21 protein-coding genes and 1 pseudogene are annotated in these 21954 nt (G+C 43.9%); 19 read left to right on the top strand and 3 right to left on the bottom strand.

Annotated features, from left to right (window positions below):
- Window positions 1–448 precede the first annotated feature (448 nt).
- From ACM1ND_RS14050 to ACM1ND_RS14025, 6 genes and pseudogenes are all read left to right on the top strand, one after another.
- Window positions 449–745 carry a PTS sugar transporter subunit IIB gene (locus tag ACM1ND_RS14050; protein WP_023988898.1) on the top strand — a complete coding sequence of 99 codons (297 nt, stop codon included), beginning with the start codon at window positions 449–451 and terminating at the stop codon, window positions 743–745.
- Between the two features lie 490 nt (window positions 746–1235).
- The gene (locus ACM1ND_RS14045; protein ID WP_226887810.1) at window positions 1236–1610 is read left to right on the top strand and encodes a hypothetical protein; all 375 of its coding nucleotides are present in this window, start codon (window positions 1236–1238) and stop codon (window positions 1608–1610) included.
- A 380-nt stretch (window positions 1611–1990) separates the two neighbouring features.
- Window positions 1991–2665: a response regulator transcription factor gene (locus tag ACM1ND_RS14040; protein WP_023988895.1), complete on the top strand. Its 675-nt coding sequence runs from the start codon at window positions 1991–1993 to the stop codon at window positions 2663–2665.
- Window positions 2662–4029, top strand: a complete 1368-nt coding sequence (locus ACM1ND_RS14035; protein WP_069080626.1) for a sensor histidine kinase — start codon at window positions 2662–2664, stop codon at window positions 4027–4029. Before ACM1ND_RS14040 ends, ACM1ND_RS14035 begins: the two co-directional genes overlap by 4 nt.
- A 228-nt stretch (window positions 4030–4257) precedes the next feature.
- Window positions 4258–5220: an alpha/beta fold hydrolase gene (locus ACM1ND_RS14030; protein WP_371263077.1), complete on the top strand. Its 963-nt coding sequence runs from the start codon at window positions 4258–4260 to the stop codon at window positions 5218–5220.
- Between the two features lie 189 nt (window positions 5221–5409).
- A pseudogene (locus ACM1ND_RS14025) lies at window positions 5410–5614 on the top strand (ABC transporter ATP-binding protein); the annotation flags it as partial.
- Window positions 5615–5748: 134 nt separating this feature from the next.
- Here ACM1ND_RS14025 and ACM1ND_RS14020 read toward each other — a convergent pair.
- Window positions 5749–6966 (bottom strand): MFS transporter, encoded by a 1218-nt coding sequence (locus ACM1ND_RS14020; protein WP_069080628.1) that lies wholly within the window; start codon window positions 6964–6966, stop codon window positions 5749–5751.
- A 387-nt stretch (window positions 6967–7353) separates the two neighbouring features.
- Between ACM1ND_RS14020 and ACM1ND_RS14015 the strand changes: the two genes are divergently transcribed.
- Window positions 7354–8457: a DUF3900 domain-containing protein gene (locus ACM1ND_RS14015; protein ID WP_028541652.1), complete on the top strand. Its 1104-nt coding sequence runs from the start codon at window positions 7354–7356 to the stop codon at window positions 8455–8457.
- 118 nt (window positions 8458–8575) lie between these two features.
- On the opposite strand, the gene ACM1ND_RS14010 is transcribed toward ACM1ND_RS14015, so the two are convergent.
- Entirely contained in the window at window positions 8576–9505 is a 930-nt protein-coding gene (locus ACM1ND_RS14010; protein ID WP_013310450.1) for an L-lactate dehydrogenase, read from the bottom strand.
- A gap of 232 nt (window positions 9506–9737) precedes the next feature.
- Between ACM1ND_RS14010 and ACM1ND_RS14005 the strand changes: the two genes are divergently transcribed.
- From ACM1ND_RS14005 to ACM1ND_RS13955, 11 genes are all read left to right on the top strand, one after another.
- Window positions 9738–11129, top strand: a complete 1392-nt coding sequence (locus ACM1ND_RS14005) for an amino acid permease (RefSeq protein WP_023988889.1) — start codon at window positions 9738–9740, stop codon at window positions 11127–11129.
- A gap of 164 nt (window positions 11130–11293) precedes the next feature.
- Entirely contained in the window at window positions 11294–12544 is a 1251-nt protein-coding gene (locus tag ACM1ND_RS14000) for a WD40/YVTN/BNR-like repeat-containing protein (protein ID WP_418026172.1), read from the top strand.
- Between the two features lie 153 nt (window positions 12545–12697).
- Window positions 12698–12880 (top strand): hypothetical protein, encoded by a 183-nt coding sequence (locus ACM1ND_RS13995; RefSeq protein ID WP_264453717.1) that lies wholly within the window; start codon window positions 12698–12700, stop codon window positions 12878–12880.
- Window positions 12881–13068: 188 nt separating this feature from the next.
- On the top strand, window positions 13069–13464 hold the full coding sequence (locus ACM1ND_RS13990) for a DUF2500 domain-containing protein (protein ID WP_013371386.1): 396 nt from the start codon (window positions 13069–13071) through the stop codon (window positions 13462–13464).
- 134 nt (window positions 13465–13598) lie between these two features.
- Window positions 13599–14348, top strand: a complete 750-nt coding sequence (locus ACM1ND_RS13985; protein ID WP_023988886.1) for an SDR family NAD(P)-dependent oxidoreductase — start codon at window positions 13599–13601, stop codon at window positions 14346–14348.
- A 120-nt stretch (window positions 14349–14468) separates the two neighbouring features.
- Window positions 14469–14891 (top strand): cell wall hydrolase, encoded by a 423-nt coding sequence (locus tag ACM1ND_RS13980; protein ID WP_023988885.1) that lies wholly within the window; start codon window positions 14469–14471, stop codon window positions 14889–14891.
- Window positions 14892–14947: 56 nt separating this feature from the next.
- A complete protein-coding gene (gene gerQ, locus ACM1ND_RS13975) occupies window positions 14948–15403 on the top strand; it encodes a spore coat protein GerQ (RefSeq protein ID WP_023988884.1) in 456 nt (151 codons plus the stop codon).
- 388 nt (window positions 15404–15791) lie between these two features.
- On the top strand, window positions 15792–17093 hold the full coding sequence (locus tag ACM1ND_RS13970; protein WP_175405309.1) for a hemolysin family protein: 1302 nt from the start codon (window positions 15792–15794) through the stop codon (window positions 17091–17093).
- A gap of 203 nt (window positions 17094–17296) precedes the next feature.
- Window positions 17297–18304 carry a biotin synthase BioB gene (gene bioB, locus ACM1ND_RS13965; protein WP_028541650.1) on the top strand — a complete coding sequence of 336 codons (1008 nt, stop codon included), beginning with the start codon at window positions 17297–17299 and terminating at the stop codon, window positions 18302–18304.
- Window positions 18305–18340: 36 nt separating this feature from the next.
- Window positions 18341–19459 carry a glycerol dehydrogenase gene (locus tag ACM1ND_RS13960; RefSeq protein WP_418026170.1) on the top strand — a complete coding sequence of 373 codons (1119 nt, stop codon included), beginning with the start codon at window positions 18341–18343 and terminating at the stop codon, window positions 19457–19459.
- Between the two features lie 154 nt (window positions 19460–19613).
- Window positions 19614–20105: a hypothetical protein gene (locus ACM1ND_RS13955; RefSeq protein ID WP_028541648.1), complete on the top strand. Its 492-nt coding sequence runs from the start codon at window positions 19614–19616 to the stop codon at window positions 20103–20105.
- A gap of 75 nt (window positions 20106–20180) precedes the next feature.
- Here the strand turns inward: ACM1ND_RS13955 and ACM1ND_RS13950 are convergent, their stop codons facing one another.
- On the bottom strand, window positions 20181–21413 hold the full coding sequence (locus ACM1ND_RS13950) for an aminopeptidase (RefSeq protein ID WP_025722749.1): 1233 nt from the start codon (window positions 21411–21413) through the stop codon (window positions 20181–20183).
- Window positions 21414–21575: 162 nt separating this feature from the next.
- Here ACM1ND_RS13950 and ACM1ND_RS13945 point away from each other — a divergent pair, with 162 nt between their 5' ends.
- Window positions 21576–21872, top strand: coding sequence for a hypothetical protein (locus tag ACM1ND_RS13945; protein ID WP_028541647.1), 297 nt, complete (start codon window positions 21576–21578; stop codon window positions 21870–21872).
- Window positions 21873–21954: the final 82 nt, after the last annotated feature.

Here is a 21954-nt window from a genome sequence, read left to right as displayed (position 1 = left end):
GAACACGGGATATAAAAGGAACGATGCCTTGTTTCAATAAGAAGAATCAAGGGGAGCCGAGGGAAAGTCTGGGGAAGTTATTATGCGTTGGCAAAAATGCAACACTTTCTTGATCTTGTGAGAATGGACGATGGGCAGAGGAGCCATTAAACCTTGAGGGTACTGGGGATATTCAGCAAGTAAGCACTATGTAAGTCCAATACATAACAATTCATATACCCAGGGCGAAGGGAGAATTCTGCATGAACAGTTTAAGGAGTTCAAAAATAATGAAAAAAATTTATGTTGTCTGTCGAGGTAGATTTTTTCGCAATTTTGCTACGATAGACTTTTTCGGAAATGGAAATACTTGACTGTAGAAACTTGGTATTACTTAGCTATCACAGTCCGTCCCGAGCTAAGAGCTACGTTTCGAGCCCTGTCCTCGAAGGAAGCAAACGCCTGATAAATGAAAAAGATATTGCTGGCTTGCGCAGGAGGATTTTCTACAAGTATGCTGGTGGAGAGAATGAAAGAGGCGGCTCGTGCACAAAATGTGGAAATTGTAATCGAAGCTTGTAGTGAGAGTAGCATAAGAGAGCATATGCCGGTCAATATTGTTATGCTGGGCCCCCAAATGGGACACGCGGAAGATGACGTGAAGAAAGAAGTGGGCAACGAGATTCCAGTCACTGTAATCAATATGATGAATTATGGAATGATGAATGGAGCGAATGTGCTGAAAACAGCGCTGGATATGATTTAAATCGCCAACTTTATAAAGCGTTATCATTCCTCACATTTAAACCTTTAAGACTACTTATAAGCAGTCTTTAAGGTTTTTTATTTCTGTATCCATAAGTTATGTTCAAGCATCCATATTTTGAAAATTCGATAAATTAAACAACAGAGATTAGATATTGATATGTTAAAACTACAGAATAGAAAATTAATCTCGCAATAAATATTATGTTAACTTAGTAGCGAATGGATGTTATTATCTTTTGGATGAGAATGATAATCATTATAATTGTAATCATGAATGGAACTCGTATGCACTACGAATCCAGATAAGGGAGGAAGCGATAACAAGATGAAGATACATAATTCTCCGTCTACATTTAATGATTACTATAACCATATAACCATATAACCATATAGCCGATTCAAACCTTATAAACGATGAAAATGATCTCACTCAATCGGCATTGAAACATGAACATATTTATCATATACCCGAATAGTGGGGAAGCGGTGTGCATCGTACACATTTTTTACGTAAAGGCTTCGAGCTTTCGCACAGTAAAATGCTATTTCATGATCCAGTCCAGATTACAAGAAGGTTCGTTACGCCTTATTTAGAACTAGCGCTGAACATCGACTATTCAGCCGCCTGGTCCGTGGATGAATTTCGTTCAGAGCGTGAGCATGGAAGGCATGTACAGCTCATTTACATGAATGATGTGAAGATCCATGCGGCGATGCCAGCAAGCAAGGCGATGAATCACATGGAGCTGCGTTTTAACCCTTTGCTATGGAGAGAATTGCTACAAGAACTGGATATTCGTCTGGAGCAATCTTTTGCTTGTATGGAGACGCTAATTACTCCTGACATGCGAGCTATTGCTTAGGAATTGTCATCTCATCCTTATCAGGGCATAACCCGACAGCTTTTTTGGAGAGTAAGGCACTGGAACTTATAGCTCTGTCCCCATTAATGCTAGTAGGGTGTTTTTAAATTAACAGGAGTGTCCTTATGACAAATGATGAGCATTCCTGGTTTCAAGAAGCAAAAAAAGTATAACCGAGGCAGGGATTTAAGACGTCCTGCAGTGCCCGCCCTTTGGGTATTGGTAAATCAGGACAACAGGGCCATGATGAGGGCTCTGAGGCCTGCGGAAACCAGGAGGAATAACTCTGTAAAATTATAGGAAGAATAGGAGCGATTCAATTTTATCTATAGTATAATGGTTACTTCAATATGGGATGAAAACAGGGAAAGAGGAAACGAATGCCTACTATACTGGTTGCTGACGACGATGCGAACATTCGCGAACTCGTCTGTTTATTTCTACGCAACGACGGATTCGCAACAGCCGAAGCCGCAGACGGCAAGGAAGCACTGACCGTCTACGCTACAACGCATGTCGATCTTGTCGTGCTCGATATTATGATGCCGATAATGGATGGTTGGACGTTATGCAAGGAGCTCAGAAGAGCCAATCCTGATCTTCCCTTACTTATGCTGACTGCGAGAGGCGAAACATGGGAGAAAGTGAAAGGTTTCGAACTTGGAACCGATGATTATTTGACGAAACCGTTTGATCCACTGGAATTGACAGTTCGGGTCAGAGCACTGCTGAAACGCTATCGGATTGGCACCACGCAGATGATCCAGTTCGGCAACGTCATCCTTGATCGGCAGACCTATAAGGTGATGAGAGGGACGGAGTCGCTCACGTTGCCGCTCAAGGAGTTCGAATTGCTGTATAAGCTCGCTGGAACACCTGGACAAGTGTATACGCGCGAGCAGTTGATCGATCAAATTTGGGGGATCGATTATACTGGAGATGATCGAACGATAGACGTACATATTAAACGCCTGCGCGAACGGTTCGCTACAACACCCGATTTTCGTATCGAGACGGTGCGTGGACTTGGCTACCGGCTTGAGGTTTACGAATGATCAGATCCTTATATACACGTGTTGTCCTGACATTTCTGGTCTCCGTCCTCGCGGGCACGATCATTGCTTTTTTTGTAACATTTTGGGTGTTTGAAGAGAAATTGAACGAAAATTTGCAAACCACCTTATTTAACTTTGGTCAGGACATTGTCCGGGTTTACGAAACCATTCCGTTACGTGAAGCGGACTTATTCGTAAGTGGAATGAAACAACTCGATTCCTATTATATTCGAATTTTTGATGAAACGGGGCAGTTCCAGTCTTACGGAACGCTTAACGGACAAAAACCTGTTACTGTGACGATGGATCAAGTAAGGAAAGTATTGGGTGGAGAAGTTGTTCAAGTTAATCCGAGTAGTGTTTCAATGAACCTCTTGGGACTGAGGTTGAAAACGGAAATGGGAATGAAAGCGATGTTTGTGGAGCCGCTTATGTATCCTTCCGTCTCTTTTGCCCAAAAATGGTTATTTACTTTTTTGACCTATTCGTTGGTAACAGGAAGTCTATTGATTTTGGTTGCCTCTATATTCCTAGTCAGACCGATCAAAAAACTGACAAAAGCGACCAGACGTATAGCAGTTGGAGATTTCAACGTCAAGCTGAATATTAAGCAAAAGGGTGAGCTAGGTACTTTGGCTCGCAGCTTTGAAGAAATGATGCATGATCTACAGCAACTTGAGCAGATGCGTAGGGAGTTCGTCACGAATGTGTCGCATGAAGTTCAGTCGCCGCTCACCTCGATATCCGGTTATGCTATAGCACTCAAGCAAGTAGACATAGCAGATAACGAGCGAAGCCGTTATCTCGATATCATCATCGCGGAAGCAGATCGGATGTCCAAGATGAGCGATAGCCTGCTAAAGCTGAGTTTGCTTGAATCGCAGTCACAGCAGATGCGGCTGGTCACGTTCAGCCTTGATGAACAGATCAGACGAGTCATCGTCGCGATCCAGCCGCAATGGTCGGCTCGCAACATCCGTTTCGAGCTCAATTTGAAGACCGTTCGCCTATTGGCGGATCAAGATCAATTAAACCAGGTATGGACGAACATACTCGGTAATAGCATCAAATTTTCCAAGGATGGCAGCGTTATTAACGTCAGCATCAAGCAAGATATCAAAAGCGTAACAGTCCGAATATCCGATACGGGCATTGGTATTTCCCTTGAGGACCAGAAGCGTATATTCGAGCGATTTTTTAAAGCTGATCGTTCCCACAGTCGTAAATATGGCGGTAGCGGTATGGGACTCGCCATCGTTAAACAGATCGTATCGCTTCATCAAGGCGACATTCGAGTGGAAAGTGAACCCGGCCAAGGAACGACCGTCATTGTCACCTTGCCAATCACAACGCCACCAGATTAGTTAGATTCATAGGGTATCATTCGGATTATCTAAACCGCATTTTCCATGATACAGCATAATGTGCAGTTTCCTTGGACAACGTAGCATTTTTTTGCTTGTTCATACTCCGTTCATATTGTCGTCATAGGGAGTACATCTTCTTTCGTTAAGCTTTCATTAGCGGCTCGTTAAGGTAGCCCAACAAACAGAATGGGACAGGAGAAGTTGAGCGTGAAACGAAGAGAGGTAATGAAAATGAGGAATGGAACGAGAACAAATAAAGTACGAAGCATTTTGCTTAAAATAATAGGAACAATAGTTATAGCAATCGTGCTTTTTCTAGCCGTTGTCTATACAGTTAATATTATCAGCAGCAAATCAGAGCAAGGAAAAATACAATCCTATGGTCAGTTCGTACCTGTAGATGGGAAAAAAATGAATGTTTTGATTCAAGGAAAAGGCGAAGAGACCGTCGTGTTACTACCAGGTTATGGAACAGCAGCACCAGCACTTGATTTTAAACCGCTAGTAGAAGAGCTATCTCCATTTTACAAAGTCATCGTTATTGAGCCTTTTGGTTATGGATTAAGTGATCTAACCGAAAAGGAACGAAACACAGAGAATATTGTAAGTGAAATTCATGAAGCTTTACAGAGTCTTAAAATTGACCGATATATTCTAATGGGTCATTCCATTGCAGGCATTTACGGACTGGATTATGTGAACAAATATGAAAACGAAGTGAGTGCTTTTGTCGGGATTGATAGCAGTGTTCCAACGCAAGGTGGTATGGATGCTGAATTACCAATAAAAACGTTTAAATTTCTCAAAAAATCAGGTTTAGCCAGATTGGTAATGAAACTAACTGGTGACCCATATGCTGGACTACCCTATGATGATGAAACAAAAGAACAAATGAGAATTCTTTCTCTAAAAAACATGTATAATTCCAGCACCTCAAACGAAATGGAAAATATTTATCCTAATTTTAAAGCAGCTAAAAATTTAACATTCCCAAAAAATCTGCCCCTTATTTTCTTTATACAAGCGAATAATACAGATGTGGAAAGATGGATACCACTACATGAAGAGCAAGTCAAAAATTCTGTTCATGGAAAAGTAATGACACTTGAAGGAGAACATTATTTACACCATACCAAATCAAAGGAAATCGTTGAAAACTTCAGGAGCTTTATGAAAGAAATAAAATAAGTGCACTGAAAAGGGCACCTTCACTATTTTCTACAAATGTATAAGTGATATAAAAAAAAGTCCTTTGGTCATATCCCTGTCAAGTAGACAGATGAAAAAAGCTATGTAGCCAGCGCGTGCGGATACTCAATCGGTGCGCGCTGTTTGAGTTAAGACTGAAATCACTCGTAGTTATAAAAGTAGAGACAACAACAGGCAGGGGAGCGTATCGTCCAATTGCTGAACGAGCCAGTGATGCCGGGTGACCAGCTGCCTTCGGAAAGACACGACATTGAGCTGAGGCGCATAAGTTTTGGGTATGGTGACCAGCCTGTACTGCGGGATGGTGAGCATGTTTATGCCATTCCGTTCTTTCACAGCGCTTGTAGGGCCTTCTGGTAGCGGAAAAAGTACGGCCTGTATGCACGATTATGGAAAAGACAGCATGAAGGAAGAGAGTCATAATCTGTATGAAATCATGATACAAACATTAAGAAACCGCCCCCGGAGGATGCCATATCATATCTCCAGGGGCGGTTTCTTGTGCTGTTATTTAGAATCATCGGCTATGACAGCTTGTACGGGCTGCCTGTCACGAAGCAATGGTAACAATAGCATCGCTCCGACCAAAAACAAGCCGGCGCTCACGGTATATACGGTGTTCAGGGAGGATTCGTGTTTGAGTGTTCCGCCGATACTCATACCGACGACCATCATCCCAGAGAACAGGGGAGAGAGGGCACCACCGACGCGGCCGATAAAAGCAGCTTCGGCGTTTTTCATCATCATTGTGTTGATACCGATATGAATGCAAGGATAAAATAGGCCGCTGAAAACTTGTAGTGCCATTGTCAGCACAATATTGTGTGACCATCCGACACCAAAGGTTGTCAGTGTGCTGACCAAAAGTCCGGCCACCAGCAGCAATTGCGGCTGTGCTTTTTTGGCAACCCCCATAATCAGGCCGCCTCCCACCAGCATAGCCGCTCCGTTCGCCATTAACGGCCATTGCAGGAATTCCTTGTTTTGTCCAAGGTTCTCGATGGCGACAAAAACCATTAATGGTTGAATAAGTCCGACCGCCAGCCCAATTACGGTAAATGTTCCCCCAAGCGTGCGAAGTGTGCGGTTATTCCATACATAACGTATTCCTTCTTTAAGCTCTTGAATGAAATGAGTTGGTTGATCATCTATCTCAAGTGATTGTTCATCTTGTGGAATGCGAGTCAGAACAAGCGCCGAGATGAGAAACAATATTCCGGTTATAGACATTGAAGTGAAAATTCCAAAGTGTTGATAAATAAATGTACCGATAACAGGGCCGATAACCATAAATAATGCCATGAGAGATTGAAAAAGGGCCATCACTCCCTGTAGCTGTTCTGGTGCTACATGCTGCTTAAATATCTTCATCGCAGACGGCTGAGAAAATTGAGATAGAATGGCCGAAAAGAAAGTGGACAGCAAAAGCACCTGCCATGACCCGTACCATAATGCCAACAAGACAATAAAAATAGAGGCCGCGGATAGCAAATCGCAACTAATCATGGTCCGTTTGGGCCGCCAACGGTCCGCGAATGTTCCTCCAATGATAGCGAACAGAAAAATAGGCATGAATTCAGCAACCGAAATGAGCGACACGTATACGGGATCATTATGAGTCAAATCTGTTACATACAACAGTATGGCAAAGTTGCGCACCCAAATGCCCAAATTTAGCAGCGCATTGGAGGCGATAATGGTCCTTATATATGGATTTTTAAACAACAACAAACTCTCCTTTCCTGTTTTCAAGGCGAACCCCTTGGAATATCGTTTTATATAAACAAAATTTATTTTTGTCTATATAATAATAGATAATATAATAAATTAACTATTGTTTAGTCAAATGTTTTTTGAAACCAAGAAGAAAGTAGAGCATGGAAATAAAGAGGCCAATGATCCTTAAGGACGTGAATTAGAATAGTGGTAAAAGTACTCACTTTAAACTTGTGAATTGGGAATGATAACTAAACGAAAAAAAAGATCAACATAATAAGTATTATGTTAACTAAAATGTTTATCTAGTAATAGGGATCTGAATCCGATGTACCTTTTAAAATCATAGTGATATAATTACGCGTACATGCCTGAAAAGGAGCGAATGGAACGTAAATGAACTTTCAAGTAGATTTTTTATCTTTTTTTGTAATTCAGGTAGATGGAAAAGAAGGACAGGGCGGTAAGTCCTATAAGCATTACGCTACAATGGACGACTACGATTATGACGAAAGCGATGTTAAAAAATTTCTGGACGGGGAATTTGCTCGTATTAGCAAGCGTAAGGTTGAAAAAAACCCCAGCACAGAGCAGGCACCGACCAAAATCGGCCGCTTTATCGTCGAACCGGAGCATGAATTGAGCAGTAATCCGAATTTCAATATGTTCGCCCGACTGCGGGCAGCAGAGGATAAGGAAGATTTTAAAAATGCTTGTGACGATCTGGTGCGGATGTATCTGGATACGAGCGCAGTACGCGGCGGAGCGCTAATCATTGTACAGGCTACCTTGAATACACACTCGGATGATCCGTTTATTTTTGTGCTTAAATGTGATTTTGAACCTAAAATTGCCAGAATTACTGAAAGCAGTCTGGTGAGTGAGGTCGAAATGGCTATTTCTGCCCGTAATATGAAATCCATCATGTATCCTTACATGCTTGAGGAAGGGATGAACGATGAGTGGGAGCTTAAAATTCACCAGTCTTCGCATGCCCGGTATTTTGAAGATTTTTTGAAATTCGTGACCTATGAGCAATCCATGCCGGAAATCGTCAATGAGCATGTCATGGGCTTCGTTCAGAACTATGTAGAAACCAAATGGCCGGATGCATCTAATGAGGAAAGACAGCAGGAAGAGCGCGATCTGGAATTGTGGGCGGCTAGCGAAAAACGGGATCTGCAAGGGAAATGGGAACCCCTTCAGGTCGTAGAGGCTGCACAGCATATTGTCGAGCTGAAACCAGAAATTGAAGTTCGTTTCAAACTAGATGATACGGCCGTGCGTGGGCTACTGTCCGACTTTGGCGCCAAACTGCATATCACGAAACTTCATGATAGATATGCACTTATTATTGAAGGTGATGCATTTACGTTTGAAAAGGGATTTTCACCGATTGAGTTACTCCAACCTGAATCGTTTGAAACGGTGGCTGAGCGGCTAAAAGAGAAACGCCAGCATGAAAATGAGGACGTGGATGGCGATACGCCACCTTGGTAATTCGAATGCATAGCAGGACGACAAACTGAACTTTTACATTATAATGACTAAAAAACTGGCCTCTCAACGGATATTACCGCTGTGGAGGCCAGTTTTGTTTAGTATTTATGTTCGCGATCTACATATGAACTTTGCTAATTTGATCCTTCAGCTTGTCCGCAGATTGAAGCAATCTTGCACGTTCCTCGTCATTGAGCGGAAGATCCAAAATTTCACGTACCCCATTGTGATCTACGATACTTGGAACACCTAAATATACGTCAGATACTCCGTTATAATCTTCCAGCAAGGTGGACACATTAAGTACCGACCCCTCGTCCCCGAGAATGGCGGCTACGATTCGGTCGAGAGCCAGCCCGATAGCATAAGAAGTTGCGCCTTTAGCATCTATAATTTCATAGGCAGCATTCTTGGTATTTTCAAAAATTTCATTTTTCGTTTCTTCACCCAGTTCCAGTGGAGTTCCAGCTACGTTGGCTGTGCTCCATACAGGTAACTCGGAGTCACCGTGTTCTCCAATAATATGGGCGTGGATGCTTCGTGGATCGATGCCCTTTTGCTTCCCGATCAAATAACGGAAGCGTGCGCTGTCCAGCAACGTACCTGACCCAATGACTCTGCTTGAAGGCCAACCGCTGCGTTTCCAAGAGATGTAGGAGAGAATGTCCACTGGATTGGTAGCGATCAGCAAAATGCCGTGTGTATTGACCTTAACGATATTATCAATAATACTTTCAAAAATTTCGGCATTACGCTTCAGCAAATCAATGCGCGTTTCTCCCGGCTTTTGTGAAGCACCTGCTGTAACAATAATGATATCTGCATCACGGCAGTCTTCATAATCACCTGCCCACACTTTGACACCACCGAGAAAGGGAAGCCCATGATTCATATCGAGCATTTCCCCCTTCGCCTTTTTGACGTTGACATCAATAAAGACAAGTTCTGACATGCGTTGGCGCAGCAGTAGGGTATAGCCGGTTGTTGTACCAACCGCTCCCATGCCGACAATGGCCACTCTACTTCGTTTGTAAGGTTTTAAGCTCATAAAATCCTCATCTCCTTCTCGGGTTGAATACCTTTTCATTTTGGGGTATTTCTTAAAAATTTATCTTTCCAACTTAGTGTACCGTATATATTTACCCACCGCAAAGAAATATGACATTTTTCCTTGACTTCAAAGACGAGCTCGCTAATAATTAATCGAATGATAAGAACACGCACTAAAGCGTTGCAGCACCGATATTGACGCATGAAATTATGGAAAGAGGATTCGGCATATGGACTTATTTCGAAAAAAAACAGGACTGCTCCCGCATGAGGAAAGCGGATCTACAGGTCACTTAAAGAGAACAATGGGTGCCTTTGATCTCACCATGCTAGGTGTAGGATGTATTATCGGTACTGGGATTTTTGTTATTACTGGCAAGGCAGCAGCAGAAAATGCAGGTCCTGGATTGATGCTCTCCTTTGTTATTGCAGGTATTGCCTGCGTACTAGCAGCCTTGTGTTATGCGGAGCTTTCATCTACAGTTCCCGCAGCTGGGAGCGCTTATGCGTATAGTTATATTGTATTTGGAGAAATTTTGGCCTGGGTACTGGGGTGGGACCTGATTCTGGAATACGGAGTGGCGGCCGCCTCTGTGAGTAGTGGATGGTCTGCTTACTTTCAAGGCTTGCTGGCTGGATTTGATGTACATTTACCGCTGGCTTTAACCGCAGCCTTCGATTCAACTAAGGGAACCATTATTGATCTACCAGCCGTGTGCATCATTATGCTCATTACACTGTTACTGAGTCTCGGAGCCAAGGAGACGGTCCGATTCAATTTAATAATGGTTTGTGTTAAAGTCGGAGTTGTATTGCTATTTATTGGGATCGGTATCTTTTATGTTAAGCCTGACAACTGGACACCATTTTTGCCTTATGGTTTTTCTGGTGTTTTGAGTGCTGCGGCAATCGTATTTTTTGCTTATCTGGGTTTTGATGCCATCTCAACTGCAGCCGAAGAGGTTCGCAATCCGCAGCGGAATATGCCCATCGGCATTATTTCTTCTCTAGCGATCTGCACGGTACTGTATATTGCGGTTTCAGTTGTACTAACTGGAATGGTACCTTATACGCAGTTGGGGGTAAGTGATCCTGTTGCGTTTGCTCTCCGCTTTATTCATCAGGATTTTGTTGCCGGATTGATTTCAGTCGGTGCGATTGCGGGGATGACCACCGTTTTACTGGTGCTGTTGTTTGGTCAAACGCGGTTAATTTTCTCTATGTCACGTGATGGCCTTTTACCCGTTTTTTTATCCAAAATAAATGCCAAAACTCAAACACCGATACGAAGCACTTGGCTGGTGGGCAGCATTATCGCATTGGCTAGTGGATTGTTTCCATTACATGCACTGACCAATTTGACGAGTATTGGAACCCTGTTCGCTTTTGCTGTGGTATCGGTAGGGGTTATCGTGCTGCGCAAGAAACGCCCTGATTTGAAAAGAGGCTTTACCGTGCCGTGGGTGCCGTTGCTCCCGCTTTTAAGTGCTTTGGTTTGCATCGGTCTGATGCTTCAGCTTCATATTAGCACCTGGATTGGATTTATTGTGTGGCTCCTGCTTGGATTGCTGATCTATTTCTTCTATGGATACCACAAAAGTTTGTTGAACCGTAAATCTTAATAAATTCTAGTATAAAAAAAGCCGGCATCCTGCACTTTTGTGAAGGGTCCGGTTTTTTTTGACATTACGCGAAAAGTGTCACATAGAGGCGTTTATGGTATAATTCTGTTTCAGATAAGCTTTTGGCACGTGATTACAGCATGCCATCGAGGGAGGATTTTTATATGAAACTGCGCTGGCGTGCGCTCTTAGGGGGAGTACTGCTACTGACGGGCATTCTACTGACTGCCTGTTCTGCTGAAGCCCCAGAAACGTTAACTAAACCTCCGATTGAGGAACCTGATGACCAGGGTCAGACGATTACTATTAATCCACCAGTGACTCCAAAGGTGGGCGATCCCAACGCCAAATATGTAGTTCAGACGCGAATAGCGGATTTTCATTTAATTGATAACAATAAAGGGTTAGTTTGGGGAGTTACCCATAATGAGCTCCGGCTTTATGATACTCATGATGGCGGAAAGACATGGAATAATATTTCCCCCTCCGAAAATGTCCAATTTCAAGACAAACTTGAATATGGAAAGGACATCAGTTTCACTGATTCTCGTCACGGTTGGGTTGTCCGTCAAAATTTGGACAAAACAGCAACCGTCATTCTGAGAACAGCAGATGGAGGACAGAGCTGGGATGTTTCAGCGCTTCCAAGCGGGGATCATGTGAGCTCGATTCAATATGTAAATCCAACTACTGGCTGGATCATGGCATATGTAAAACTGAATGAGCAGGATCAACAAAAACTGTTGTATCACACCACTGACGGGGGAGCCACGTGGAATAAAGTTGCGCAAAGTTCTGGTACGACATCCAACAAAACAGGCTCAGGTTTACCCGATCGGGGCAGTCTGGCAGGAATGAGCTTTTCTTCCAACAATCAGGGATTTGTAGCGATCAATCTGGATAGCAGTGTTAAGATATACAAGACTTCGAATCAAGGGAAAACCTGGACTCCGGTAGCTAACAGAATACAAGGCTGCCCTCAGGCCAAAGCAGAAGCTCAGCAGTCTCTGAAAGGGAGCAGTTCCTCGTATTGGATTCCGGTTCTTTGCTATGGGGCTAACGGCACAAAATATAATGGACTGTTTACAAATGATACAGGGGCCCAATGGAGCGGTGTGCCTTTGGGTCTGAGTAGCAACATTAATTCTATTATCCCTGGACGTACGTTTCTAAACGAAAAGGAAGGGTGGATCATAACTGAAACCGGAATGAGCCGTACATTGGATGGGGGGAAGACGTGGACAAGTCTCACAGGCAACAAAGTGCTACCTTTGAAGCTAAAAGACTACCCACGATCGGTCAAGCTCCGTTTCGCTTCTTCTTCGGTGGGTTGGCTCCTTTTGGAACGCCTTGATGATAAGAAGTCACTGCTGCTGAAGACGACGGACGGCGGTGCGAACTGGAGAATTTTATAATCGCTATAAAGCTGATTGCCCTGGGGTGTTTTTCCCAGGGCGTTTTATTTTTAAAAAATTTAAATTTTATACGACTATATGTGAAAAAAATCACAAACCAACGAATAAGCCGCTGTTATACTAAACCTGTAAACAACGATAGGAGTGATAATCATGACAGCGAATCAGGATCATATGTTAACCCAATACTACCTTCAATTTTGTTATACTTGCCAGGATGCCTATGGTTGCACGACTGAAGAGGACTGCAAGCAGTGTGCAGAGCGTTACGCTGAAGACGAAGATCATGAAGTTCTGAATGAAACACAACGTTATCTCCAGCTTGTACATGTGTAAATCGATGCATCATTCTGATATCGCCATATCTTGAGCCTCCCGGATTATTCCGTGGGGGCTCTTGGCGTTCTTGAGAGTTGCTATCAAATTTGGGCAGGAACATACATATACTGTTATAGAAAGCTTAGGTCAGGTCAGGATGCCCGGTAGTTTCCCTGTGGAATGCCTGGCGGAGAGGAGTGCGGTGCATGGGATTTGAGTCATTATGGATGTTCGATTGGCTGGGCACGGTACTGCCCGTATTTTTCGTTGTCGTGTTGGGAATTGTCGTGTTGTCTGCAGGCAGGGAAGTCATGGAATGGAGTCGGAATAAAAGACAGCCTGTATTGACGGTCGGTTCCCGAATTACAGCCAGAAGGACACATCTCCAACAGAGGCGGCAGGAGGAACAAGGGACTCGTACCTATACTTTCTATTACGTAACCTTCGAGGTGGAGAGTGGCGACCGGATGGAGTTCAAGGTATCTGGGGAAGAATATGGTCAATGCGCTGAAGGTGATGAGGGACGGCTTACTTTTCAGGGTACAAGGTATATCGGGTTTCAGCGTCTTAATCGCTATAGCTTGGAACAGGTTAAAATGTAGAATTCAGTCTAATGTTCTTGGACTCATTTACAGCCTTCTGCGAGAAATCAGGATAGGGGGCTGTAGATGTTTCTTGTACAGCACATTTTGGTACATATATACTAGAACAGAGTAGTTCAGAGGAGGAATGATTTGTGTCATTTGAGGGACAAGTTGTCATTGTAACAGGAGCGGCGCATGGCATCGGGAAAGAGGTTGCTTTTGCCTACGCTGCTCAGGGTGCCCATGTTGTATTTGCGGACCACAATGAGGAAGAGGGTGCCGCAGCCGCTGCAGCAGCCCGGAACGAAGGCTATCAGGCCATTTTTATTCCTTGTGATGTGCGGAAGGAAGAGGATATTGTAGCGCTAATCCGTGCCACGGAAGAAGAATACGGTACGATTCATACGCTAATTAACAACGCTGGCGTGTCCAAATGGAAATCTCCATATGAGTTAACGATAGCAGAATGGGATGACATTTTGAATACAAACGTACGCAGCTGTTTTATTGCCACTAGGGAAGCGGCTAAGGTAATGAAACGAAACGTAGAAGGTGGCTCTGTGGTCAATATGACCTCTACACGAGCTTTCATGTCAGAGCCGGATACAGAAGCCTACGCGGCATCCAAAGGAGCCATTGCGGCCCTTACACACGCGATGGCTATGTCGCTAGGAAAGGACGGGATTCAGGTCAATTGCATCAGTCCAGGGTGGATTGAAACCGGGGATTATGAGCAACTGCGTGCAGAAGACCATCAACAGCATCCGTCTGGGCGAGTAGGAACCCCTAAAGACATCGCACGGGCCTGTCTGTATTTGACACAACCTGGCAATGATTTTGTAACAGGCACGAATCTGGTAGTAGATGGTGGCATGACGCGCAAAATGATTTATGAGCCATAATAAAAGCCTAAATGAGTAGTCCCAGTCTTGGGGCTATTTTTTTGTTTTTCTGGACTGTCACCCATTGGGCATTTGTACCATACGATAGGGTATGTGATGGAGAAGCGAGGAGGGGACGCGGTGGCTGTAATCAAGACCAACTCAGAGGATGTAAGGACCCTCGCCCGACTGATGCGGGCTGAGGCCGAAGGCGAAGGAGAGCAGGGAATGCTCATGGTCGGTAATGTTGGGGTGAACCGGATTTTATCCAATTGCCTGGATTTCCAGGGCATACGTATGATGAATGACATGGTGTTTCAAAGCCCCGGCGGGTTTGAGGCTACTCAGAAGGGGTATTTTTATCAGAAAGCCCGTGATCGGGACATTCGACTTGCCCAGCGTGTAATCAATGGAGAGAAAATACGTCCGGCATCCAATTCATTATGGTTTTTCAGACCTGCCGGAGACTGCCCAGATACCTGGTATAGCCAGGTCAATACCGGACGTTTTAAAGCCCACTGCTTTTTTAGCCCGACTGTACAGGATTGTCCTAATGTATATTAGACAATTTACAGAATGGCTTGAAGAATTAAATTTAAACCATTTTAGGAGGAATTCACATGATTTCACAGCAAGCTTACCGTCCCGTATCTTATGCTTCCGGCAATGGGTATCCCGAATGGCCAAGAGGGATGACTCCAATCGGAACCATGCAGCCTATGACTGGCTTTCCACCTCAAGTAAGTAGTGGCAGCCCTATGACACCAACGGGTACCGTAGTGCAGGTTCAGACTCCGCAATACGAGCAATCATACATCGAAAATATTTTACGCTTGAACTTAGGAAAAACGGGAACTTTTTATATGACCTATGAAAATAACCGGGAATGGAATGCGAAAATATTCAAAGGCATTCTGGAAGCAGCAGGTCGGGACCACATTATTATTAGTGATCCGGCGACGGGCAAACGGACCATTCTACTAATGCTAAACCTGGACTATGCAACATTTGATGAGCCGTTGTTGTATCAATATCCCGGCGTCATCGGGAACCCGGGTGCATCCCCGGTTCGCTGATGCCTTCATATATATGAGTCTACATCCTCTGCCAGACGGCAGGGGATGTATTTTGTTTATAATCTTTCTCAAATATAGTAGCTTTCTTGATGGTAAGCGGCGAAAACGAGAGCTTTACAACCTAAATGATAGAGGAGCTGTTTTTTCTGACATTGCTTGTGGTTTGACTGTATAGAGTATAGTTATATAATTAAATATAAGCTGATGAATGATCTAATCATTTATGCGGAATATGGCTTTGGAAGCCGGAAGGAGTGAATGTGTTGGGAAGTTGACGCTGCTTATGATGTGTTATCGTTCTGTCTATGATGAAACTATCCGAAGGAGGTGCGCCTGTCTGCCGTAATGACGGCTGATGGGGAGCATATTGAGTGACCCTTTACCGAGTATGTTTAACTTATTTATTGTTTTTGCATTAGTACTATTGAATGGTTTTTTTGTATCTGCGGAATTTGCCATGGTGAAGGTCAGAGGCAGCCGTATTGAAACATTGGTGGAAGCGGGCAATAAAAAGGCCGTGTACGCCGCCAATATGTTACACAACTTGGACGCTTATTTGTCTGCCTGCCAGTTGGGTATTACACTAGCATCGTTGGGACTAGGATGGATCGGAGAGCCGGCCATCGCACATTTGATCGAACCTGTATTTACAGCCGCCGGATTAGGAGCGGTATATGTGCACGGTACTGCCGTGGTTATTGCATTTATTGTCATTACGATTCTGCATATTGTCTTGGGTGAATTGGCGCCCAAAACGATAGCTATTCGTAAATCTGAGACCATTACGCTGTATTCAGCCATGCTGATGACTTGGTTTTACAAGTTGATGTATCCATTCATATGGGCGTTGAATGGAATGGCGAACAGCCTGCTGCGTTTATTCCGTCTGGAGCCGGTATCCGAGAATGACGATTCCGCGCATACCGGAGATGAAATACGCATTCTGATGAAAGAAAGCAATAAGAGCGGACTAATTGATAATACGGAATTGGCGCTTGTTGATAATATATTTGATTTTACCGACACGACCGCCAGGGAAATCATGATTCCGCGAACTGAGATGATCTGCTTATACAGTAATGAGTCCACAGAAGAAAATCTCGCGATTGCGACGGAAAGCATGAGAACCCGTTATCCAATCTGCGCCGAAGATAAGGACCATATTATCGGCTTTATCCATATTAAGGACCTTCTACGGGCGAACACACTGGATACCCGTACGATGATTCGACCGATTCTTGCTGTCCCTGAATCTACGCAAATTAGTGATCTGCTCAAACGTATGCAGCGTAGCAAGACGCAAATCGCAATTTTGATTGATGAATATGGCGGTACATCGGGTATGGTAACACTGGAAGATATTATGGAAGAAATCGTTGGTGAAATTCAGGATGAGTTCGATCAGGAACGTCCGAGTTGTGAGCAGATTAATGACGAGGAATTTTCCATTGACGGCATGTTATTAATTGATGAAGTGAACGATCGCTTTGGACTGGATCTTGATCATGAGGATTATGATACGGTAGGGGGCTGGCTATACTCACATGTCGAGGTTATTCCCCCACTGCCTGGCCAGTCTGTAGTGTTTGAGGGATGTATGTTCACGGTAGAAGAAGTTGAAAACAAGCGGATTTCACGTATTCGGCTGATAAAACAGCCTATCATCGTGGAAGAAGCAGGAGTCTCATAACGGAATAAATCTAGAGAGCGACCTTGAACGATGTGGGGTCGCTTTTTATTTTGTCTTCTTTACAGAATGGACATGAATTGATATGATGTTCGTGTGATTGTCAACCTAATTATAATTATTTAGGTTGACAATAAAAAAAGAACTTCTCTACGCTGAAAATCTTATCCATTTACATGATCATTAAATTTTGGGAGGCAAGAAGTATGAATTTACTAAACAAGGTTATAGAATGGGACTCGTTGGCTGAAAAAGCAATACACGGCAGTTGTGTATCGCTGGAAGAAGGCATAGCGGTACTGGAAGCCGACGATGAAGAATTATTACCGATTATGCAAGCTTCATTTCGGGTGCGGCATCATTTTTATGAAAAAAAAGTAAAGCTCAACATGATCATTAATGCCAAAAGTGGCCTATGCCCGGAGGATTGCGGTTATTGCTCACAATCTATCGTATCCACGGCGCCTGTGAGCAAGTACAGTATGTTGGACAAGGAATCACTGTTGGCTGGAGCTAGGGAAGCAGTAGCGCGGAGAGCAGGGACCTATTGCATCGTAGCTTCCGGCAAAGGTCCAACAGATCGAGAACTGGATCAGGTGATTGAGGCAGTACAAGAAATTAATCGCACGATGCCGCTCAAAATTTGCGCCTGCTTAGGGATTCTCAAGGGAGATCAGGCACGGCGGTTGGCAGAGGCTGGGGTACATCGATACAATCATAATTTAAATACAAGTAAGGCCAACTATCCCTCGATTACAACCACACATACATACGATCAACGCGTCGAAACTGTGAAAATGGCTCAATCTCACGGAATGTCTCCATGCTCTGGCGTTATTATCGGGATGGGGGAAACGAATGAGGAAATCGTTCAAATGGCTTATGCCTTACGGGAGTTAGATGCTGACTCTATTCCGGTTAACTTCTTGAATCCAGTCCCTGGAACCCCGTTGGAGGGAGCAAAGCGAATATCACCTATCCAAGCTTTGAAGGTGCTGGCACTGTTCCGCTTCATCTGTCCATCCAAAGAAATACGCGTTGCAGGTGGACGAGAGTTGAATTTACGCTCGTTACAACCGCTATGCCTGTATGCAGCGAATTCAATTTTTGTAGGAGATTATTTAACGACAGAAGGCCAAGAGGTCACATTTGATCATCAAATGATTGAAGATCTTGGTTTCGAAATTGAGATGTGTGCTCTTTCAGCCGTATAATAGAAATTGTACAAACTTGGAAGGGAGAGTTAAACGATGAGCGAAAAAGTATTTATTAGTCCAGGTAAATATGTGCAAGGGAAAAATGTGATTGATAAAGCTGGTGAGTATGTTAAGCCATTTGGTCATACTGCCTTGGTTATTGCGGACAAGCTGGTTTGGGAGATTGCAGCCGACCGCGTGGTAAAAAGTCTGGAACAGACTGATATTACGGCGGTTAAAATTGAGTTTCAAGGGGAAGCATCCAAAAATGAAGTCAACCGTATTGCGGATCAGGGACGAAGCGCCCAGGTCGACATTGTCATTGGTGTAGGTGGTGGTAAAACGCTGGATACTGCCAAAGCCGTTAATGAACTACTCGGTTCCTCGGTTGTGATTATTCCAACAACCGCTTCTACAGATGCACCCACCAGTGCACTATCCGTTTTGTACACCGATGAGGGTGCATTTGATACGTATTCCTTTTTCAGTAAAAATCCGAGCTTGATTCTGGTGGACACGAAAGTCATTTCTCAAGCACCGCCTTTGTTCCTCTCCTCAGGCATTGCGGATGCTATGGCGACGTGGATTGAAGCCCGTGCGGTCATTGAAGCTCGCGCAACGACAATGGCTGGTGGTTTGCCAACCTTGGCGGCAGAAGCCATTGCGTCCAAGTGTGAGGAAGTTCTTTTCGATTACGGACTGCAGGCTTACGAATCCGTAAAACGCAAAGTCGTCACACCTGCGCTTGAAGCGGTAGTGGAAGCCAATACGTTGCTAAGCGGTTTGGGCTTTGAAAGCGGCGGTTTGGCAGGCGCACATGCGATTCACAATGGTTTTACCGTTCTGGAAGGAGACATTCATCACCTGACACATGGTCAGAAGGTAGCTTTTGGCACCTTAGTCCAGCTTGCCTTGGAAAAAAGACCTTTGTCCGAGGTGGAGCGGTATATTGACTTTTATCTAAAACTCGATCTGCCTGTCACGCTGGAAGACATTAAGCTCCAGGAAGCTTCCCGAGAGGATTTGTACCGGGTAGCTCAGGCTGCTACCAAAGAAGGCGAAACTGCTCACAATCTACCATTTGCTGTCACAGCGGATGATGTGCTTGATGCGATTTTAGCGGCTGACCAGTATTCACTTGCCTACAAGGCTAAGATTGGACATAGAAACTAACCCCATACGAAATAAAGTAGAATCAAAGGTCGCTGATCAGCGGCCTTTTTCCCATTATTTAACTTGCAGCTTATGTTATGATTTTTATGGTACATAATCAGGAAATGCCGGGAGTATATTTATGGCTCCCCTAAAATTTGAGAGGAGTTTAGCGATGGCAAAATGGAATGTAGAAGATCAAGGTACTCAATATAGTATTGAATACAAGCGTAGCTTAACTGGCGGAAAAATTATTGTAAATGGAAGCGAGCAGAAGGTTAAAAGCCAGAACGCATTTTTGAACTTGATTGATTTTCCAATTAGATTGAAAGAAAAAGCTGTAAATGTTGTTGTCATTGGCAACAAAGCAGATTTAGCCGTGGACGGTGTGTATCTTGGGTCCAATCAACCTTATGTTCCTGTGAGTAAAGTTCCCGGCTGGAGTTGGGCTTTTGTCGTGGTCAGTTTGGTTATAGGATGGCTATTTGCTGGCATCTTTGGTCTGTGTTTGGGGATATTAGGCAGTATGTTTTATGTGAAATCATCTTTATCCATGCATCAAACCACCAATCGAAGAGTTGTAAATTGTCTTATTGTCTTTTTTATCATCAGCGTGGTACAAATTGTTTTTGGAATTGCAGCGAATTCTTGGATTAACACGTTGTAAAATAGATCTAACATAGCCTATAGGATGAAGCAAGAAGGCTCTCACGCATGAAGCGGTGAGAGCCTTTTTGCCGTGTTAGATCGCCCAATTTCCTTTACGGAAGATAGGTTCCTCAGTACCGTCCTCGGTAACGCCGTTGATGTCCATTTCACCTGAACCGATCATAAAGTCGACGTGTGTCAGGCTGGAATTCAGGCCGTTGGCAGCCAACTGCTCTTGAGTCATATCCTTGCCGCCTTTAAGGTTAAATGCATAGGCATTACCGATGGCCAAATGGTTAGAGGCATTTTCGTCAAACAACGTATTATAAAATAAAATATTTTTATCAGAGATAGGTGACTTATGAGGTACGAGAGCAACCTCGCCCAGATAGTGTGAACCTTCATCCATTTCTACGAGATGCTGAAGAGTTTCCAAACCGGTCTCTGCCTGTACATCGACAATACGTCCATTTTCAAAAGTCAGTGAAAAGTTGTCGATGATATTTCCGCTGTAGCTAAGTGGCTTGGTGCTGCTGACCTTACCGTTCACTCCCGTTTTGAGCGGAGCTGTAAACACTTCCTCAGTAGGCATATTGGCTACAAAAGTATGTCCCTGTTGGTTGACGCTTTCGGCTGCTACCCACAGATGATCTTTTGCCAATTCGATGGTGAGGTCTGTGCCTGGAGCCAGATAATGCAGCTTTTTATAGCGTTTGGCATTTAAAATATCAGATTTGCTGGAAAGGGTTTTCAAATGCTCTTTCCACGCCTCCACGGGGTTATCCAGATCCACACGCACGGTGCTGAAAATGGCATCCCACAGTTTATCCATTTGCTCTGAAGCTGGCAGATCAGGGAATACTTTGGCAGCCCACTCTGCTGAAGGATAAGCAATCAGAGACCAACTGAATTTGTCGGCCATTTGATATTCGCGGTATTGACGTAATTCATGTGACCGCACGCGCTGGGCAGCAGTAATTCGGCTGGACGGAATCCCTTTAAGCAAATCCGGATTTTCTGCAATGACATGCAGTACAGCTGCGCCATTTTCGACCTCTTCAGTCATTTCGGCTGCGTACCATTTGGGAGCAATATTAAAAGTTTCATCAGGAGCTAGTTCATACTGTAATCGAGTAATGGTCTCATCACTCCATTTTACTGTAACCAGCTTGGCTCCGGCAGTATACGCTGATTTGACGATAAGTCTCACGAGTTCGGCGGACAAGATTGGCGCATGAACGATGAGTGTCTGCCCAGGATGTACATTGGCGCCGACCCGAACGGCTAACTCGGCATATTTTTGCAATTTTTGTTGAAAATCTGACATGTAACTTTCCTCCATTTCACGAAAAGCCTTAAACAAGGCTTGGGTAACTTGCACAGTTTTTTTGCAAATTCCACACATAGCTTATATATTGTACAATGTAACGAAAAGGTTCACAAATCAGTTTTGGTACTATTTAGTGAAAATGAAAGGGCGGATAGATGAATGACAGAGCAAAATTCACCTCAGGAAGTGAAAGAAGTACATATTCAACAGGCACAAATGACAAAAGATGAGAATGGTGCTTATCTGGGCCAAGTGGTATTTGGAGTAGACGGACAGAGTTCTGTATATGAAATCACATTCCACAGTAAAAGGGGAAAGGAATGGGATTACAGTCTCCATTTTGCAGGAGAGCCACGGGTGGAGGAAGAGATGCTGCAAATGGATAGCTGGATTGAAGAGAACGATGATTTGTTCGATTATTTACTAGATACGGCATGGAGCAAATTACCCGAGTAATGTAAACATGGTCTATTTTCGTGACAAGCGGATTATATTTAGCAGTGTCCGCATAATCTGCTGACATGGGGGAAGCCTAAAG

The sequence above is a fragment of the Paenibacillus sp. JJ1722 genome, assembly GCF_048282685.1.
Lineage (GTDB): Bacteria > Bacillota > Bacilli > Paenibacillales > Paenibacillaceae > Paenibacillus > Paenibacillus polymyxa_B.
This window is presented reverse-complemented; position numbering and strand designations above follow the sequence as displayed.

What these genes read in the sequence shown, in the direction of transcription:
- ACM1ND_RS14050 (WP_023988898.1), top strand. Translation starts at nt 449, where the DNA reads ATGAAAAAGATATTGCTGGCTTGCGCAGGAGGATTTTCTACAAGTATG.
- ACM1ND_RS14040 (WP_023988895.1), top strand. Translation starts at nt 1,991, where the DNA reads ATGCCTACTATACTGGTTGCTGACGACGATGCGAACATTCGCGAACTC.
- ACM1ND_RS14035 (WP_069080626.1), top strand. Translation starts at nt 2,662, where the DNA reads ATGATCAGATCCTTATATACACGTGTTGTCCTGACATTTCTGGTCTCC.
- ACM1ND_RS14030 (WP_371263077.1), top strand. Translation starts at nt 4,258, where the DNA reads ATGAAAATGAGGAATGGAACGAGAACAAATAAAGTACGAAGCATTTTG.
- ACM1ND_RS14015 (WP_028541652.1), top strand. Translation starts at nt 7,354, where the DNA reads ATGAACTTTCAAGTAGATTTTTTATCTTTTTTTGTAATTCAGGTAGAT.
- ACM1ND_RS14010 (WP_013310450.1), bottom strand. Translation starts at nt 9,505, where the DNA reads ATGAGCTTAAAACCTTACAAACGAAGTAGAGTGGCCATTGTCGGCATG.
- ACM1ND_RS14005 (WP_023988889.1), top strand. Translation starts at nt 9,738, where the DNA reads ATGGACTTATTTCGAAAAAAAACAGGACTGCTCCCGCATGAGGAAAGC.
- ACM1ND_RS14000 (WP_418026172.1), top strand. Translation starts at nt 11,294, where the DNA reads ATGAAACTGCGCTGGCGTGCGCTCTTAGGGGGAGTACTGCTACTGACG.
- ACM1ND_RS13995 (WP_264453717.1), top strand. Translation starts at nt 12,698, where the DNA reads ATGACAGCGAATCAGGATCATATGTTAACCCAATACTACCTTCAATTT.
- ACM1ND_RS13990 (WP_013371386.1), top strand. Translation starts at nt 13,069, where the DNA reads ATGGGATTTGAGTCATTATGGATGTTCGATTGGCTGGGCACGGTACTG.
- gerQ (WP_023988884.1), top strand. Translation starts at nt 14,948, where the DNA reads ATGATTTCACAGCAAGCTTACCGTCCCGTATCTTATGCTTCCGGCAAT.
- ACM1ND_RS13970 (WP_175405309.1), top strand. Translation starts at nt 15,792, where the DNA reads ATGTTTAACTTATTTATTGTTTTTGCATTAGTACTATTGAATGGTTTT.
- bioB (WP_028541650.1), top strand. Translation starts at nt 17,297, where the DNA reads ATGAATTTACTAAACAAGGTTATAGAATGGGACTCGTTGGCTGAAAAA.
- ACM1ND_RS13960 (WP_418026170.1), top strand. Translation starts at nt 18,341, where the DNA reads ATGAGCGAAAAAGTATTTATTAGTCCAGGTAAATATGTGCAAGGGAAA.
- ACM1ND_RS13955 (WP_028541648.1), top strand. Translation starts at nt 19,614, where the DNA reads ATGGCAAAATGGAATGTAGAAGATCAAGGTACTCAATATAGTATTGAA.
- ACM1ND_RS13950 (WP_025722749.1), bottom strand. Translation starts at nt 21,413, where the DNA reads ATGTCAGATTTTCAACAAAAATTGCAAAAATATGCCGAGTTAGCCGTT.
- ACM1ND_RS13945 (WP_028541647.1), top strand. Translation starts at nt 21,576, where the DNA reads ATGACAGAGCAAAATTCACCTCAGGAAGTGAAAGAAGTACATATTCAA.